The 16,845-nt window shown below is 44.1% G+C and carries 12 protein-coding genes; 8 read left to right on the top strand and 4 right to left on the bottom strand.

Translation table 11 applies throughout. The features are described from left to right. Positions 1–31: 31 nt before the first annotated feature. From ACWYU8_RS01095 to ubiG, 4 genes are all read right to left on the bottom strand, one after another. Positions 32–313, bottom strand: a complete 282-nt coding sequence (locus tag ACWYU8_RS01095) for a 2Fe-2S iron-sulfur cluster-binding protein (protein WP_457516391.1) — start codon at positions 311–313, stop codon at positions 32–34. Next, positions 313–1,446 carry a class Ia ribonucleoside-diphosphate reductase subunit beta gene (gene nrdB / locus ACWYU8_RS01090; protein ID WP_457516389.1) on the bottom strand — a complete coding sequence of 378 codons (1,134 nt, stop codon included), beginning with the start codon at positions 1,444–1,446 and terminating at the stop codon, positions 313–315. Before nrdB ends, ACWYU8_RS01095 begins: the two co-directional genes overlap by 1 nt. Before the next feature lie 98 nt (positions 1,447–1,544). Next, positions 1,545–3,827 (bottom strand): class 1a ribonucleoside-diphosphate reductase subunit alpha, encoded by a 2,283-nt coding sequence (gene nrdA, locus ACWYU8_RS01085; protein ID WP_457516387.1) that lies wholly within the window; start codon positions 3,825–3,827, stop codon positions 1,545–1,547. A gap of 488 nt (positions 3,828–4,315) precedes the next feature. Next, positions 4,316–5,023: a bifunctional 2-polyprenyl-6-hydroxyphenol methylase/3-demethylubiquinol 3-O-methyltransferase UbiG gene (gene ubiG / locus ACWYU8_RS01080; protein ID WP_457516385.1), complete on the bottom strand. Its 708-nt coding sequence runs from the start codon at positions 5,021–5,023 to the stop codon at positions 4,316–4,318. Between the two features lie 298 nt (positions 5,024–5,321). On the opposite strand from ubiG, the gene gyrA reads away from it, so the two are divergent. The 8 genes from gyrA (at position 5,322) to ACWYU8_RS01040 (ending at position 16,568) form a co-directional block, all read left to right on the top strand. Further along, a complete protein-coding gene (gyrA, locus tag ACWYU8_RS01075) occupies positions 5,322–8,036 on the top strand; it encodes a DNA gyrase subunit A (RefSeq protein ID WP_457516383.1) in 2,715 nt (904 codons plus the stop codon). Between the two features lie 765 nt (positions 8,037–8,801). Then, positions 8,802–8,978: a hypothetical protein gene (locus ACWYU8_RS01070; RefSeq protein WP_457516381.1), complete on the top strand. Its 177-nt coding sequence runs from the start codon at positions 8,802–8,804 to the stop codon at positions 8,976–8,978. A 268-nt stretch (positions 8,979–9,246) separates the two neighbouring features. Then, a complete protein-coding gene (locus ACWYU8_RS01065; protein ID WP_457516379.1) occupies positions 9,247–9,843 on the top strand; it encodes a GTP cyclohydrolase II in 597 nt (198 codons plus the stop codon). 175 nt (positions 9,844–10,018) lie between these two features. After that, positions 10,019–11,281, top strand: coding sequence for an imelysin family protein (locus ACWYU8_RS01060; RefSeq protein ID WP_457516378.1), 1,263 nt, complete (start codon positions 10,019–10,021; stop codon positions 11,279–11,281). An 83-nt stretch (positions 11,282–11,364) separates the two neighbouring features. Next, positions 11,365–12,762 carry a di-heme oxidoreductase family protein gene (locus ACWYU8_RS01055; RefSeq protein WP_457516376.1) on the top strand — a complete coding sequence of 466 codons (1,398 nt, stop codon included), beginning with the start codon at positions 11,365–11,367 and terminating at the stop codon, positions 12,760–12,762. 10 nt (positions 12,763–12,772) lie between these two features. Continuing rightward, the gene (locus ACWYU8_RS01050) at positions 12,773–13,810 is read left to right on the top strand and encodes an imelysin family protein (RefSeq protein ID WP_457516374.1); all 1,038 of its coding nucleotides are present in this window, start codon (positions 12,773–12,775) and stop codon (positions 13,808–13,810) included. Then, positions 13,791–14,873, top strand: coding sequence for a DUF1513 domain-containing protein (locus tag ACWYU8_RS01045; RefSeq protein WP_457516372.1), 1,083 nt, complete (start codon positions 13,791–13,793; stop codon positions 14,871–14,873). The genes ACWYU8_RS01050 and ACWYU8_RS01045 overlap by 20 nt, the downstream gene beginning before the upstream one ends. Before the next feature lie 132 nt (positions 14,874–15,005). Beyond that, positions 15,006–16,568 carry a L,D-transpeptidase family protein gene (locus ACWYU8_RS01040; RefSeq protein ID WP_457516370.1) on the top strand — a complete coding sequence of 521 codons (1,563 nt, stop codon included), beginning with the start codon at positions 15,006–15,008 and terminating at the stop codon, positions 16,566–16,568. The last annotated feature ends 277 nt before the right edge of the window (positions 16,569–16,845 follow it).

The following is a 16,845-nucleotide window of genomic DNA, read 5'->3' as shown; positions in this document are numbered from 1 at the left end:
GCTTGTTTCATTTGATTGTTTTTCAATGGCGTTATGCGCGCTGTTTTTCTTTCATCACGTAGTTAACACCACTCAGTGAAACATTGGATTTTGCTTTACAGATACAAGGCAAAATTTCATCGCCTTGGGTGTAAGCCATTGCAAAACCAACATACTCAATCTCACCAGATTCTAATGTACAACGGCATGCACCACAGTGGCCGTCACGACAGTTATATTCTGGTTGCAGACCTGCCTGTTCCATGGTCTCCAAAATCGTATTTGAAGGGTTGGATTCAATGCTGACGAGCTTGTTGATTTTAATTGTCGGCATTACAGCTCAAATCCTTCAAAGTCGTCTGCGTGTACTTCGTTGTCAATCTGACCCACTAGGTAAGATGAAATCTCTGCCTCTTGCGGAGCAACCTGAACATTATCTGAAGACAACCAAGCATTAATCCATGGAATTGGGTTGCTGGTTGCGTTCGGATATGCTGCTGGCAGACCAACCGCTTGCATGCGAATGTTTGTGATGTACTCAACGTACTGGCTCAAAATGTCTTTGTTAAGACCAATCATTGAACCGTCTTTAAACAGGTATTGCGCCCATTCTTTCTCTTGCTCTGCCGCTTCTTTGAAAAGTTCAAAACACTCTTGTTTTGCTTCTTCTGCGATTTGCATGAAAGTGAAATCATCCTGACCGTTGCGTAGCAGGTTGATCATGTGCTGGGTTCCGTTTAGGTGAAGCGCTTCATCACGTGCGATCAGTTTGATGATTTTCGCGTTACCTTCCATTAGCTCACGTTCTGCGAAAGCGAATGAACAGGCGAAACTTACGTAGAAACGAATCGCTTCTAGTGCGTTCACAGACATCAAACAGATGTACAGTTTCTTCTTAAGGTCGTACAGACTTACCTTAACGGTTTCACCGTTGATAACGTGCTCACCTTCGCCGTAGCGGTGGTAATCATTTGTCGCTTGAATCAGATCGTCGTAGTAGTGCGCGATGTCTTTTGCACGCTTAAGGATGTGTTCGTTTTCAACGATGTCATCAAATACTACAGCTGGGTCGTTCACAATGTTACGAATAATGTGCGTGTACGAACGAGAGTGGATCGTTTCAGAGAACGACCAAGTTTCAATCCATGTCTCCAGCTCAGGCAGAGAGACAAGAGGAAGCAATGCCACGTTTGGGCTGCGTCCTTGGATTGAGTCCAGAAGCGTTTGGTACTTCAGGTTCGAGATGAAGATGTGCTTCTCATGATCTGGCAACTTGTTGTAGTCGATGCGGTCGCTAGATACGTCGACTTCTTCTGGACGCCAGAAGAAAGAAAGTTGCTTTTCGATAAGTTTTTCGAAGATTTCGAATTTTTGTTGGTCGTAACGAGCAACGTTTACGGATTGACCCAGGAACATTGGTTCCTTTAGCTGGTCGTTTTTGTTCTGGTTAAAAGTACTGTAAGCCATGATGCCTCAATTCCTTTTAGACCTCCCCGCATAGAGGGGGAGGTACTCGATATTCTGTTTCTAATACAGGTTCTGGGGATTGTCTGAGTGGGGGAAGATTAAATCTTACAACCGCCGCCCGCACAATCTTCTTCTTCTGGCTGAACAGCGTCTTTCTGTTCATCCTTAGCACCATCACGAGTGTTATGGTAGTAAAGCGTTTTTACACCAAACTTGTACGCGGTAAGCAGGTCTTGAAGAAGTTTCTTCATTGGTACCTTACCCGTCTCGTAGCGCGATGGGTCGTAGTTTGTGTTCGCTGAGATAGCCTGGTCAACGAATTTCTGCATGATACCGACAAGGTGCAAGTAACCATCGTTCGACCCGATGTTCCAAAGTAGCTCGTAGTTTTCTTTCAGCTCAGTAAATTCTGGCACAACTTGCTTCAGAATACCGTCCTTTGATGCTTTTACAGACACGTAACCACGTGGGGGCTCAATACCGTTTGTCGCATTAGAGATTTGAGAAGAGGTCTCAGAAGGCATTAGCGCAGTCAATGTTGAGTTACGTAGGCCGTGTTCCATGATCTCTTTACGTAGGCTGTCCCAGTCGTAATGCAGCGCTTCGTCACAAATCAGGTCGATGTCTTTCTTGTACGTATCGATTGGCAGCAGACCTTTCGCGTAGTTTGTTTCATGGAACGAAGGACATTTACCTTGTTCTTTTGCTAGTGCTACTGATGCTTTTAATAAGTAGTACTGCATGGCTTCAAACGTACGGTGAGTCAGACCATTTGCGCTGCCGTCAGAGTATTTCACACCGTTCTTCGCTAAGTAGTAAGCAAAGTTGATCACACCAACACCTAAAGTACGGCGGTTCATTGTCGACTTGTATGCTGCTGGTAGTGGGTAATCTTGGTAATCCAATAGTGCATCCAGCGCACGAACAACCAGATCAGACAGCTCTTCAAAATCATCAAGAGACGTAATTGCACCCAAGTTAAACGCAGAAAGCGTACACAGGGCGATTTCACCTGAATCGTCTTCAACGTTAGTCAGTGGTTTGGTTGGAAGTGCGATTTCCAGACATAGGTTAGACTGACGAACTGGTGCTACTTCAGAGTCGAATGGGCTGTGAGTGTTACAGTGATCGACGTTCTGAATGTAGATACGACCTGTTGAAGCGCGCTCTTGCATTAGAAGAGTGAACATCTCGATCGCTTTCACGGTTTCCTTCTTAATTGAAGGATCATTCTCATACTTCACGTACAGGCGTTCAAATTCCGCTTGGTTTTCGAAAAACGCATCGTAAAGCCCAGGTACGTCGGAAGGTGAGAATAGCGTGATGTTGCCACCTTCAACCAGACGTTGGTACATCAGTTTATTCAGCTGTACGCCGTAGTCCATATGACGAACACGGTTTTCTTCAACACCACGGTTGTTCTTCAGTACCATCAGGGAACGTGCTTCACCGTGCCACATCGGGTAGAACACTGTTGCAGCACCGCCACGCACGCCACCTTGTGAACAGCACTTAACAGCAGTTTGGAAGTATTTGTAGAACGGAATACAACCTGTGTGGAATGCTTCGCCACCACGGATTTCCGAACCCAAAGCGCGGATACGACCCGCGTTAATACCGATACCTGCGCGTTGAGATACGTAACGAACAATTGAGCTCGCCGTCGCGTTGATAGAGTCCAAGCTATCACCACACTCAATCAGTACACATGAGCTGAACTGACGGGTAGGAGTACGCACACCAGACATAATCGGAGTAGGTAGAGAAATCTGGAATGTCGATGTCGCATCGTAGAAACGCTTGATGTAATCAAGACGCGTCTCTTTTGGGTATTTAGCAAATAAACACGCAGCCACAAGAATATACAGGAACTGAGCACTCTCGTAGATTTGACCCGATACACGGTTCTGGACAAAGTACTTACCTTCCAGCTGTTTTACCGCAGCGTAAGAGAAGTTAAGGTCGCGCTTGTGGTCAATGTACGAATCAAGTAATTCTAGATCTGCTTTTGTGTAGTCTTCAAGCAGGTGTTTGTCGTACTTACCCATGTCAACAAGTCGAGCTACGTGATCGTATAGCGTAGGTGGCTCATATTGGCCGTAAGCTTTTTTACGTAGATGAAATACTGCTAAACGAGCCGCTAGATATTGGTAATCTGGCGTCTCTTCTGAAATCAGGTCAGCGGCAGATTTAATGATAGTCTCGTGGATGTCTGACGTCGTAATACCATCGTAAAACTGGATGTGGGCGCGCAATTCTACCTGAGAGACAGAAACATTACTTAGGCCTTCTGCAGCCCATGTAATAACGCGGTGAATTTTGTCCAGATCGATAATTTCTTTACGTCCATCACGCTTGGTGACGGTAAGTTGTTGGTTCATTCTGCTTTATTTCCCTAAGAAAACTGATTAAAGCCATGTTTTTGTCTATTTATGTGCGAGACATTTAAATCTTGCGTTGGCTTTGCGATCGAAGTCTATCTACATATTGTAGACTAAACACAATATATAGGGGTTCATTTGTTTGCGGATTACAAGATAGTGCTATTGCTCGGATTGATCAAGGCACATGTTTGGGATGACTTGTGGATAACTTACGAAATTAAAAAAATCAGTAAGTGAATACTAACCGATGAGAAAAGGGCACACTTGAATAGGTAAAAATGCAGTTTTCAGATCGGTTTAGAAATAACCGCACTGAAAAATATTTTTCTTGATCTTTGACCATTTTTATTTGCCAAAAATAGGTTGGTCAAAATACAATCCAGAGCACAAATCTTATACACAAAAGCGGCAACTTTATGCTACCGCTTTTGGCGAATTTGTTAACTAAATGGTCAATATAAATACGATTTATGGGGTTGTATCGTTTAGTATTTTGTAGTGTGAACGATGTAATTTACGTCGACTTTACGACCGAGTTTGTAGCTGTCAGTAAGTGGGTTGTAGTGCAGCCCCGTAATACCCAATTCGGTAAGGTCTGTTTGGTCGATCATCTTCATCATTTCGGCTGGTCTGATGAATTTTTCGTGGTCGTGAGTACCTTCCGGAACAATCTTAAGCAGTTTTTCTGCGCCGACAATGGCAAATAGGTACGACTTAACGTTGCGGTTCAGAGTAGAAAAGAACACGTGGCCACCCGGTTTTACCAGTGAAGCACAAGCGCGGATTACAGAAAGCGGGTCTGGGACATGCTCAAGCATTTCCATACAAGTTACCACATCGTAAGTTCCGGCATTTTCAGCGGCATGATCTTCGATAGTACTCCGGATGTAGGTAAGCTTAGTTCCCGTTTCCAGAGCATGTAGACGGGCGACTTCTAGGGGCTCTTTCCCCATATCAAGGCCCGTAACGACAGCGCCTTCTTTTGCCATGCTTTCCGCCAGAATGCCACCACCACAACCTACATCTAATGCTCGTTTGCCAAATAAGCCATCCGCTTTTTCAAGCACATAGTTCAAGCGAAGCGGGTTAATCTGGTGAAGTGGCTTGAATTCACCTTCTAAATCCCACCAGCGAGAAGCCATATCCTCGAATTTTTTAATTTCACTAGGGTCGACGTTTTGTGATTTAGTCATAATGGTTGCACTGCATTCAATCTGAGTCCTTTAGAAGGGCGCATTTTATCAGTATTAAACCGATTAATCCCCGATTTGTTCGCCAGAAATCTCTTTTTGCTTAATATTGACCGAAATATAGTCACTTTTCATAAGGATATCGGATGAGTGTGCAAATTCTCGACGTTTGAATCTCAACGAACCTCACAACCTGATAAAAGGAGAGGGAAAGGGATGCCGAAGTGATGAAATATGTGTTATATTTTTTCACCTTAAACGTATCGTAATTACGATCAGATAATAGAGGGATAATGGCTCTATGAGCGATTTAGCTAAAGAGATCACGCCCGTAAACATTGAAGACGAGCTTAGAGGTTCATATCTAGACTACGCGATGTCAGTAATCGTGGGTCGTGCTCTTCCGGATGTGCGTGATGGCCTAAAACCAGTACACCGCCGCGTTTTATTCGCGATGAACGTACTAGGCAACGATTGGAACAAACCATATAAAAAATCAGCCCGTGTTGTCGGCGACGTAATTGGTAAATATCACCCACACGGTGATAGTGCTGTGTACGACACCATCGTACGTATGGCTCAGCCGTTCTCACTGCGTTACATGCTGGTCGATGGTCAAGGTAACTTCGGCTCAATTGATGGCGACTCTGCTGCGGCAATGCGTTACACCGAAGTACGTATGGCAAAAATTGCCCACGAACTTTTGGCTGACCTAGATAAAGAAACCGTAGACTACGTACCTAACTATGATGGTACTGAGCAGATTCCAGCGGTTCTTCCTACTAAAATTCCAAACCTATTGGTAAACGGTGCTTCAGGTATCGCGGTAGGTATGGCGACCAACATCCCGCCACATAACCTTGGCGAAGTGATCGATGGCTGCCTTGCATACATCAATAATGAAGAGATCACTATTGATGAACTCATGGATTACATCCCTGGCCCAGATTTCCCGACGGCAGCACTTATCAGTGGCCGTAAAGGCATTGTAGACGCGTACAAAACTGGTCGCGGTAAGATCTACATGCGTTCAAAAGCGGAGATCGAAACAGAGAAAAACGGTAAAGAAACCATCGTTGTTACCGAGATTCCGTACCAAGTGAACAAAGCTCGTCTAATCGAGAAGATCGCGGAACTGGTTAAAGATAAGAAAGTAGAAGGCATCAGTGCGCTACGTGACGAGTCTGATAAAGATGGTATGCGTATCGTTATTGAGTGTAAGCGTGATGCTGTAGGCGAAGTGGTTCTTAACAACCTTTACGCTCAGACACAGCTACAAACAACTTTCGGCATCAACATGGTTGCGCTGAACAATGGTCAGCCACAGCTATTCAACCTGAAAGATATGTTGAAGTGCTTCGTGGATCACCGTCGTGAAGTTGTTACTCGTCGTACTATTTTTGAATTGCGTAAAGCTCGCGAGCGCGCGCACATTCTTGAAGGTCTTGCTCTTGCACTTGCGAACATCGATGAAATCATCGACCTGATTCGTAAAGCACCGACGCCAGCGGAAGCGAAAGCGGGTCTTATCGCACGAGGTTGGGATCTCGGCAACGTTTCAGCAATGCTGGAGCGTGCTGGTACTGACGCGGCGCGCCCAGAGTGGCTTGAGCCTCAATATGGTATCCGTGACGGCCAGTACTTCCTGACTGAACAACAAGCGCAAGCAATCCTGGATCTACGTCTACACAAACTGACTGGTCTGGAACACGAGAAGATTCTTGGTGAATACAAAGAGCTTCTGGATGTAATCGCTGAGTTAATGCACATCCTTGCAAGCACTGAGCGTTTGATGGAAGTGATTCGTGAAGAGCTAGAAGCTGTCCGCGACGGTTTCGGTGATGAGCGTCGTACTGAAATCACTGCCGCTAGCCATGACATCGACATGGAAGAGCTGATTGCTCGTGAAGACGTAGTAGTGACACTGTCTCACGAAGGTTACGTTAAGTACCAAATCCTAAGTGACTACGAAGCTCAACGTCGTGGTGGTAAAGGTAAGAGTGCAACGCGAATGAAAGAGGAAGACTACATTGAGCGTCTTCTAGTGGCGAATACCCACGATAACATTCTGTGTTTTTCAACTCGTGGTAAGACTTACCGTCTTAAAGTTTACCAGCTACCGCTTGCGAGCCGTACTGCTCGTGGTAAGCCTATCGTTAACATTCTTCCGCTGGAAGAGGGTGAACGAATTACGGCCATCCTGCGTGTAGATGAGTTCTCAGAAGATAAGTTTATCTTTATGGCGACGGGTGACGGTACGGTTAAGAAAACTCCGCTGAACCAATTTGCAAACGTCCGTTCGAATGGTCTGATTGCAGTGAACCTACGTGAAGATGATTCGTTAATTGGTGTGGATATCACCAATGGCGAAAACGAAATCATGCTGTTCTCTAAAGCGGGTAAAGTGGTTCGCTTTAAAGAAGCAGAAGAGATTCCAGTACTTGATGAAAATGGTAATCCAGTTCTTGATGAGAATGGTCAACCAGAAATTAAGTTTAAAGGTGTTCGCCCTATGGGTCGTACCGCCTCTGGTGTACGTGGTATGAAACTGGCTGAAAACGACCAGGTTGTATCACTGATCGTTCCATCAAACGAAGGTGACATCCTAACGGTTACAGAAAACGGTTATGGTAAACGTACAACACTTAGTGAGTATCCGACAAAAGGCCGTGGTACTCAGGGTGTGGTATCTATCAAGGTTTCTGAACGTAACGGCCCTGTTGTTGGTGCGGTACAGGTAGAAGAAGGCGACGAGATGATGATGATCACCGACGCTGGTACCCTAGTACGTACTCGTGTTGCTGAAGTGAGTCAGGTTGGTCGTAACACACAAGGTGTCACCTTGATCAGAACGGCTGATGACGAATCTGTAGTTGGCCTGCAACGCATTGATGAAGTTGAAGAAGTCGATTTACCAGAAGGTGAAGATGGCGAAGAAACAGAGACATCAAATGCAGAACCGCAAACACCAGAAGCACCTGAAGTGGATGATTCAGCAGAAGATGCTGAAGAGTAATCTCTAAGCCTAAAATTGCTATATAAAGAAGCCGAGCGTTATGCTCGGCTTTTTATTTGCCTATACTCAAACAATGCTCTGAATCCAGCACTTTGAAATCGCTAGGTATATTACGAGGCAATCGATTTCATTATTACGATGTGTACCAACGATCGGTTTTGGTTCAAGATAAATAATAGTTGGCAACGGAAACTATAGAGGCACGCATAGATAAGTGATATTTACGGAATCGTGTTTATTTCAATACTTAAATCAACATCGATAATCATTTATGCTCCCAATTTATATAGTCTTCATATCATGGATATAAATAACGTAAAGCTAGGAGCGATATAGGGCATATTGTTGAATATTAATAGTTAGTGTATATATAAATTAAAGTGTAATTAGAATCGCTCCCGATTATTTGTAAATCTTGCTCCTGATTTTATTGATCTGATCTCATATGTTTCTGTTATTCATTGGTTAATTGGCTTTTCATATGCACCTTTGTGTGCATCGCTCACCTTGATTGGTCGACGGGCTTTTCTGCAGAATATTAACGAATGACTGGAATAGAGTATTATGAATCTGTATTAGTATTCTTCGTCAGTTTTCAATAATTTAACAGGTATTCTTAGTGTGATTATTATTCCATAATTTGAAATAACCCGTGAAAATACTTAACAAGCTGTTATTATTTTTCGGGATTTATGAATGCTCCAGCAATTAAAAATAACAGTACTTGAGCTGGAAAAGTAATAAAATATCTAAGTAGGTGAACGAGTGGATTCAATCATATCGCAGTTAAGAAAGGACTTTTATGCGAACATTCGCGCATTGCAGGCACCTATGATGCCGCAAGTCACTTCGACGCTCTCCGTTTTAACCGACGAGGAAATTCAACAACTCGAAGCAGTGTGGATAGAATTTGCAGTTTGGAAAAGTCGCCAGACACACTAATTCTGTTGTTATTCGCCAGTACTTACTAACCCCAGTCAAAATTTGTCTGGGGTTTTTTATTGTAGTTTTTAGAGAATGTTATAGTATAACACTTCATCAGCTTGGCTAAGGGTACGTTTAGCTTTGGAAGCTTTAGGGGAACAGATTGAGATTAAATGTGATCTCTGTATTGAAAAATTCAGTATCAGTCCCCATAGTTGAAGGGCAATAAGAACATCCCATGAATGTAATAACAAAACATAAAGAATTAAATCGAGTGAGTATAGATATGGCGGAAGTACGAGCCAGAGTAGACTTTAAAGTCGGGGCTAAGAGTGATATCGATGCTGAAATCCTGTCTTTCCGTGGTTTGAAGACAGATAAAGAGCATGTAGCAGTTATCTTTAAGCAAGCGGACCAAGAGCAAGAGACGCCACTAGTACGTATGCATTCAGAGTGTCTTACTGGCGATGTTTTTCACTCTTCTCGTTGTGACTGCGGCGAGCAGTTAGAAGAAACCATACAGATCATGGGAGAGTCTGGTGGCATCATTCTTTATCTGCGTCAGGAAGGGCGCGGTATTGGTCTTTACAACAAGATAGATGCTTATCGATTACAAAGTCAGGGTATGAATACCTACGAAGCGAATAATCATTTAGGCTTCGATGATGATCTACGTGATTTCACTGAAGCAGCACAGATGCTACAAGCTTTGAATGTAAACAAGATTAGACTTGTGACTAATAACCCTAAAAAAATCCGTGAGTTAGCCGAGTACGGCATTGAAATTGTCGAAGTCGTAAACACGTCTGCTCATGTTAAAGATGGCAACGAGAATTACCTCAAAGCAAAAGTTTCCCATGGTAAACACAATCTGAAGGTTTAAGCCTAAAGATAAAATTATCAGCTATTCATGTTAAAAGCCTCACATTGATGAGGCTTTTTTCGTATCTAAAGTTGCAAAAAAATTGTAAGTTTGTATTATTTCGCGACTAGTAGTGCAAATAAGAATAATTAGCACTACGTGGATACAAGTAATTTGCTCAACAAGGATGCTTCGAATGAATGCAAAAACAGTTTTAGTTAAAGCTATTGCTGCTTCTCTATTGATTTCCAGTGGTACAGTGGTTGCTGCTCAAGTAACCAAACAACAAGTTGTCGAACATTACGCTGATGTGGCTCATGCAGTATTTGCTGACTCGTTGACAACAGCAAAAACTCTTAATCTTAAAATCGAAGAATTCTTGAAGTCACCTTCCGCTAAAAAGTTAGCAGAAGTGAAACAAGCCTGGCTCGACTCGCGCGTACCTTACCAACAATCTGAAGTATTCCGTTTTGGTAACGCGGTCGTAGACGACTGGGAAGGCCAGTTAAATGCTTGGCCGTTAGATGAAGGATTGATTGATTACGTTGCTTCCGACTACCAATACGAACTAGGTAATGAAGGCGCGGCGGCAAACATCATAGCAAACAGTAGTCTAACCATCGGTGCCACGACTCTGGACGTATCGAAAATTACTCCAGAACTGCTTGCGAGCTTAAATGAAGTGGGCGGATCTGAAGCGAACGTAGCGTCTGGTTACCACGCCATTGAGTTTCTGCTTTGGGGACAAGATCTTAACGGAACAAATGCTGGTGCAGGCCAACGTGCTTACACCGACTTTGTTGTAGGTTCTCGTTGTACTAACGGCAACTGTGATCGTCGTGGAGAATACTTAAAAGCAGCCGCGGAACTTTTAGTTCAAGATTTAGAGTGGATGGAAAAGCAGTGGTCTACAGATGTGAAAGATAACTACCGTCAGGAGTTACTTGCTGATTCTGCGGACAATGGTCTTCGTAAGATGTTATTTGGCATGGGCTCGCTCTCTTTAGGTGAACTGGCTGGTGAGCGTATGAAGGTTGCATTGGAAGCAAACTCAACAGAAGACGAGCATGATTGTTTCTCTGACAACACTCATAACTCGCACTTCTACAACGAGCAAGGCATCTACAATGTCTACATGGGGCTGTACAAGCGTCAAGATGGTACATTGCTTACTGGGCCAAGTGTCGCTGATCTGGTTAATCAGAAAGATGTGAAAGCGGCAAAAGAGATTCAGAAGCAATTTGATGCGACACGCAGCCAGGTAGGCAAGCTTGTTCAGTCTGCGGAGAAAAACAACCAGCATTTCGATCAGCTTATTGCCGCAGATAACGTACAAGGCAACGCTTTAGTCAATGAAACGATCATGGCTCTGGTTGCGCAAACTGGTGCGATTGAGCGTGCAGCGAGCATTGTGGGTATCGACAGCTTAAGCCCAGATACTGCAGACCACGAGTTTTAAGAAAAAATTATTATAACAAGGGCTCATACATTGAGCCCTTTGCTGTTTAGCTCGCTGTTAGCCATTCAATTAAGAGCAATGATATGAAGCCATCCTTTACTCATTTTCAATTAGCGATAGCGCTTGCGGCTGTATTTTCTAGTACCGCAAGTGCTTATGATGTTCGATCTGGCGGCAAAACCAGTGTTAATAAAGATGGGGCTAACGCGTACTCGCTTCCTGCCGCCAACTTGCCAATGAGTAAGCGATTAGATTTTAGTGTTGGAAATAGCTTTTTCCGGAATCCTTGGGTACAGGCGCCTGCGTCTACTGATGCTCGTGACGGACTTGGTCCGCTTTTCAATACCAATGGCTGTCAAAACTGTCATATTAAAGACGGTCGAGGTCATCCTCCTGAAGATGGAGATATCCACGCAGTATCAATGTTAGTGCGTCTAAGCATACCTGCAGTGACGCCCGAACAGAAAAAAGCCTACATCATCAATGGCGGTATTCCAGAACCAACGTATGGTGGTCAATTGCAAGACTTTGCCCTTCAAGATCAAAAACCGGAAGGCAAAATTTCTATTACTTATAGTGAAGTGCCAGTTCAATTTAAAGATGGCACAACTGTGATTCTACGAAAGCCCGCCCTGAAAATTACCGATTTAGGCTACGGGCCAATGCACCCCGATACGGAGTTTTCTGCCCGAGTCGCACCGCCAATGATTGGTTTGGGCCTTTTGGAAAGCATTCCTGAGGAAACATTGCTTGGGTGGTCTGATGAAAATGACAGTGACCACGATGGTATTTCAGGAAAAGTGAATAAAGTTTGGAATATAGAAAAAGGCGAGTTCGCGCTAGGAAGATTTGGCTGGAAAGCGGGCCAGCCAACATTGATGCAGCAGAATGCAGCTGCCTTTAATGGCGATGTTGGTCTGACAAGTCATTTGTTTCCTAATGAAAACTGCACATCTAAGCAATCTATTTGCGACGAGCTTCCCAATGGTGGTGAGATTGAAGTAAGCCAGGATATTCTTGATTTTGTTGAGTTCTATAGTCGGCATTTGGCGGTACCAATCCGACGTAATATTGATAACCCAGAAGTTCAACTTGGTCAGCAGCTCTTCGCTTCAATAGGTTGTGAAAGCTGCCACAAAACCAATGTTAAAACGGCTAAGCGTCCTGACTTACCCGCACTTTCGGAGCAAGAGATCCATCCATACACCGATCTCTTGCTACACGATATGGGCGAAGGTCTCGCGGATAATCGACCGGAATATTTAGCGAATGGCCGGGAATGGCGTACACCACCGCTTTGGGGTATTGGCTATACAGAGGAAGTGAATGGACATACCTATTACCTTCATGATGGTCGTGCTCGCAATGCGATGGAAGCCGTGCTTTGGCATGGTGGTGAAGCAGAAGCCTCAAAACAAAAAGTATTAGCTTTAAGCAAGAAAGAGCGCGATGCGCTGGTTGCTTTCATGGATTCTTTATAAGGAACTCACATTGAAAAAAACACTATTAGTAAGTGCGGTGGTTACTGCACTCGGTCTTACTGGTTGCCAATCGACGTTGAGTACAGAAATTAGCCAAGCAGAGAAAACGAGTCATATTTCGCAAAGCGTGTATGAAGTGGAATATAAGTATGCCTACACCTTGTTAAACCAAAGCGATAAATTGGCGCAAGCGTTTAGTAACTATTGTGCGGCAGCGAGCAAAGACCTGACTTTGGTTAAGCAACAATGGCACGAAACGATGCGTGCATGGATGGCTTTACAAGGTCAGGAGCGAGGCCCTGCAAGTGCATTAGAGCAGAGCTGGAACGTACAATTTTGGCCGGATAAAAAGAATACGACAGGGCGAAAAATGTCAGCACTAACTAAAGCGGATCATGCGTGGAATGCAGAACAAATTTCGTCTCAAAGTGTGACGGTACAAGGTTTAGGAGCACTTGAATGGTTGCTTTATGACGATGTTTCGACGCTTGAGAGTAACGCAAATACTTGCGCTACGAGTGTCTCTATCGCCCAAAATCTAAATAACAAAGCTCAACTAATCGCTGACTCTTGGGCACAAAACCCATGGAAGTCGATGCAAAAGATGGAATGGGAATCGGAGTATATTTCATTGTTGTCCAACCAGCTTGAATACAGCATGAAAAAACTGAGCCTTCCTCTTGCTAGTATTGGCCATCCGCGTCCGTATTTTTCTGAATCTTGGCGCTCACAAACCTCGTTAGCGAACGTAAAAACAAATGTCGAGAGTATGCAGGCATTGTATTTTGCCGATGGTAAGGGGTTAGACGCGCTTCTGCGAGAGCAGGGTAAAGTATCTCTGGCAGATAGAGTTGCACGCCAATTTGACACAGTTCTGGCCACTTGGCCTGATGAGCAGAGCTTGTTCACATCATTGCAAACTGTCGATGGATATCGCTTGGTATTAGCTCAGTACAATAAACTAGAACAGCTAAAGCTTCTTGTTCATGAAGAGGTGGCAATCGAACTTGGCGTAGTAATAGGGTTTAATGCGACCGATGGTGACTGATCAAACAAGGCGTACACTACTCAAAGCTGCTCTGTTTGGAGCGGCTATACCACTGTTGCCGTCAGGCTGTACGTCGACAAAGCCGCGTACACCAGCTCTAATAGGCTGCTCAATTATTGGACGCGATAAGTTCGCTGCCGTTGTTGCGGATGAGCACGGTATGCCGATTTCAACACTTCCTATTCCAGAACGTGGTCATGGTGTAGCGACGAATCAACAAGGTCATGCAGTGGTTTTTGGCCGTCGTCCTGGTACTTTTTTCATGGTGTTTGATTATCGGACAGAGCAAGTCATCAAGTTACAACCTGCACAAGACGATCGCCATTTCTACGGCCATGGTGTTTTCTCACATGATGGCAACTATCTGTTTGCAACAGAAGGGGAAAGAGGGACTAGCCGGGGTATCATTGGTGTTTATGATGTACATAAGCGATACCAGAAAATTGATGAACTGACAGGTTTCGGCATCGGTCCCCATGAAGTGATCATGATGCCTGACAGTGCACTGGCGATTGGCGTTGGAGGTGTGCATACCAATGGACGAGAACCTTTAAACCTCGATACGATGACCCCTAGTCTGAGTTACCTGTCTCAAGATGGTGAGTTACTTGATAGCGTGTCTTTGCCAGACCGCAAGCTCAGTATCCGTCACCTTGCGCATGATGGTTCAGATACTGTGCTTTGTGGCCAGCAATACCGAGGTGAGCCTGATGAGTATCCCGCTCTCATCGCGATGCACACACGAGGCGGCGAAATGCAACAGTTGCAAGCTGAACCAGAAGAGTGGGCTCGATTTAATCACTATGTCGCAAGTATTGCTGCCACCGATGATTGGATCTTAGCCACTTCACCGCCGGGAAGTTGTTACGGTATTTGGTCAAAGAAAAGCGGTAAGCTGGTGGAACTCAATGCGTTGCCAGATGCGTCGGGAGTAGTGATGTACGGAAATGAGTTCCGAGTCAGTTCTGGTGCCGGAAACATCGTTGAACAGATGCCAAATGAGTATAAAAATACAATCGCCAGTGGCGTACAGTGGGACAATCATTGGACTAGAATTGTGTGATAAATGGATAATCTGGAGAATTTTTGCGAAACTTATCGTAAATAATGTTGTCGGATTCTTAGTTTTAAACCAGCAAACTGTGAGATATTTGCCATAATTCTTATATTGGCAAGTAGCACAAGGGTTGTTTCAGTGATTGCTAGGTTTTTAATAATAACGGCACTTCTAGTGCCGTTTTGCAGCTTTTCTACTACGGTATCTCTCGACACTGCTTCGCAAACCGAGCAGGAAGGAGCAGTTAAACAGCTCTCAATTGAAAAGATGATCCATTATCCGATGGTTATCGATCAGCTGTATCAAAGCACCAATTATCATTTGAATTGGCAAAATGAACGTGATGTGGAGCAATTTATCTCACAGCTGAATCTCGTTGCACTTGCTGGTGTTAGCGAAGAGTTTGACAACCAAATTCATCGCATCAATCAAATCAGATGGAAAGGTGACAGTCTCGATTTTGACTTGGTTATGACCGATTCACTTCTGATGTATATGAGCTATGTTGAGCAACTACCACACGAAGGCGTTAATTGGCTATTTGCCAATAAAGCGAAGGTCACGCTTCCTCCCCCAAGTATAGATGCTCTATCTGTGCTCAGTAACGAACTTACCGTAGGTAAGCTGGATAGCTTCCTGGCAAAATTGCGTTCCCCGTTGCAGATGGATGCTTATTTTAGTTCAGCATTTACCTCTTTATCGGAGCATGCTCAACACCAATATCCGTTATATGAACAAACCGGGTTGCTTCGAGTTGGTGATCCGATCACTAACAAAGAGTCGCTGATCGATCGTCTTGCGATCGTGGGGGTGGATGTCAGCTACATCGTACTGGAATCACCACTGTACGATGAAAATTTAGAGCTGGCGGTTAAGCAGTTTCAAGCCATTCATGGTTTGAAGCAAGATGGTGTGATTGGGCCGAATACTATTCGATGGGTCAATTTCTCTCCTAAACAACGTTTGCATTTACTTGCATTGAATTCTGAGCGTTCAAGAATCTGGGCTAAGGAAAGAGATAATGTTGTTTTTGTTAATGTTCCTGGATATCAGGTGACTTACTGGCACGAAGGCCAACCTTTGTTTGAGTCGAAAGTGGTGGTTGGGAAAAGCTCAAGAAAGACGCCTATTATGACGGGGACAATGGATGCGGTTATTTTGAATCCAACCTGGAATGTGCCTTGGACAATCATGGTGAAAGACATTATTCCTAAAGTGAAACAAAACCCGATGTACTTGGTTCACAACAACATCCAGATCATTCGCTCTTGGACATCGAGAGAGATAATTGATCCGACTACTATCAATTGGGCAAAAGTCAATCCAAGAAGTTTCCCTTATCGCATGCGTCAAGCTTCGGGCGATCAAAACGCCTTGGGCTTATACAAGTTCAACATGCCTAACCCTCAAGCGATATATTTGCACGATACACCGAGCAAAAACTTGTTTAAGCAGGACCGTCGTGCGTTTAGTTCGGGTTGCGTTAGGGTGGAAAATGCGGATCAGTTTGCAGAGTTGCTCTTTAAGACTCAAGGATTGGAAGAGCGCTTGGCGAAGAAACGAGAAAGTGCTCGTCGATCAAATACTGCGGTGCCATTAGGAGAGCGTATTCCTGTGCATATCATTTACCAGACTGCGTGGCTAGAAGAGGGTATGCTCTATTACCGTGACGACATTTACTCTTACGACAATCAAGGATAAACAGCGTCGATTGGAAGAAGTTCTAAATTGAAATCCTGGACTTTAGTAACGATGTTAGATCGCCAATCACGGGATTTCATCATCGTTACCAAATCGGCAAGTCGGTATAAGTCCGTCAGGTTGGTGTGTTAATGTGAATTGACTCGAAAGCTTTAAGTAAATTTACATTTCTAAAAAACCTCTTTTTGTTCAATAAGTAAATAAGTTTAAGTTACAAAATCAAACAATCCGGACTGATTTATGCATTTGACGAAATGCACCAGTTTGGTTAATGTCA

The organism is Vibrio limimangrovi, assembly GCF_054064025.1.
The sequence above is the reverse complement of the archived record's forward strand: the minus strand, read 5'-3'. Positions and strand labels throughout refer to the sequence as shown.

Excerpts from the sequence above, each read along its gene's own strand:
- ACWYU8_RS01095 (WP_457516391.1), bottom strand. The coding sequence starts at position 313 with ATGCCGACAATTAAAATCAACAAGCTCGTCAGCATTGAATCCAACCCT.
- nrdB (WP_457516389.1), bottom strand. The coding sequence starts at position 1,446 with ATGGCTTACAGTACTTTTAACCAGAACAAAAACGACCAGCTAAAGGAA.
- nrdA (WP_457516387.1), bottom strand. The coding sequence starts at position 3,827 with ATGAACCAACAACTTACCGTCACCAAGCGTGATGGACGTAAAGAAATT.
- ubiG (WP_457516385.1), bottom strand. The coding sequence starts at position 5,023 with ATGACTAAATCACAAAACGTCGACCCTAGTGAAATTAAAAAATTCGAG.
- gyrA (WP_457516383.1), top strand. The coding sequence starts at position 5,322 with ATGAGCGATTTAGCTAAAGAGATCACGCCCGTAAACATTGAAGACGAG.
- ACWYU8_RS01065 (WP_457516379.1), top strand. The coding sequence starts at position 9,247 with ATGGCGGAAGTACGAGCCAGAGTAGACTTTAAAGTCGGGGCTAAGAGT.
- ACWYU8_RS01060 (WP_457516378.1), top strand. The coding sequence starts at position 10,019 with ATGAATGCAAAAACAGTTTTAGTTAAAGCTATTGCTGCTTCTCTATTG.
- ACWYU8_RS01055 (WP_457516376.1), top strand. The coding sequence starts at position 11,365 with ATGAAGCCATCCTTTACTCATTTTCAATTAGCGATAGCGCTTGCGGCT.
- ACWYU8_RS01045 (WP_457516372.1), top strand. The coding sequence starts at position 13,791 with ATGCGACCGATGGTGACTGATCAAACAAGGCGTACACTACTCAAAGCT.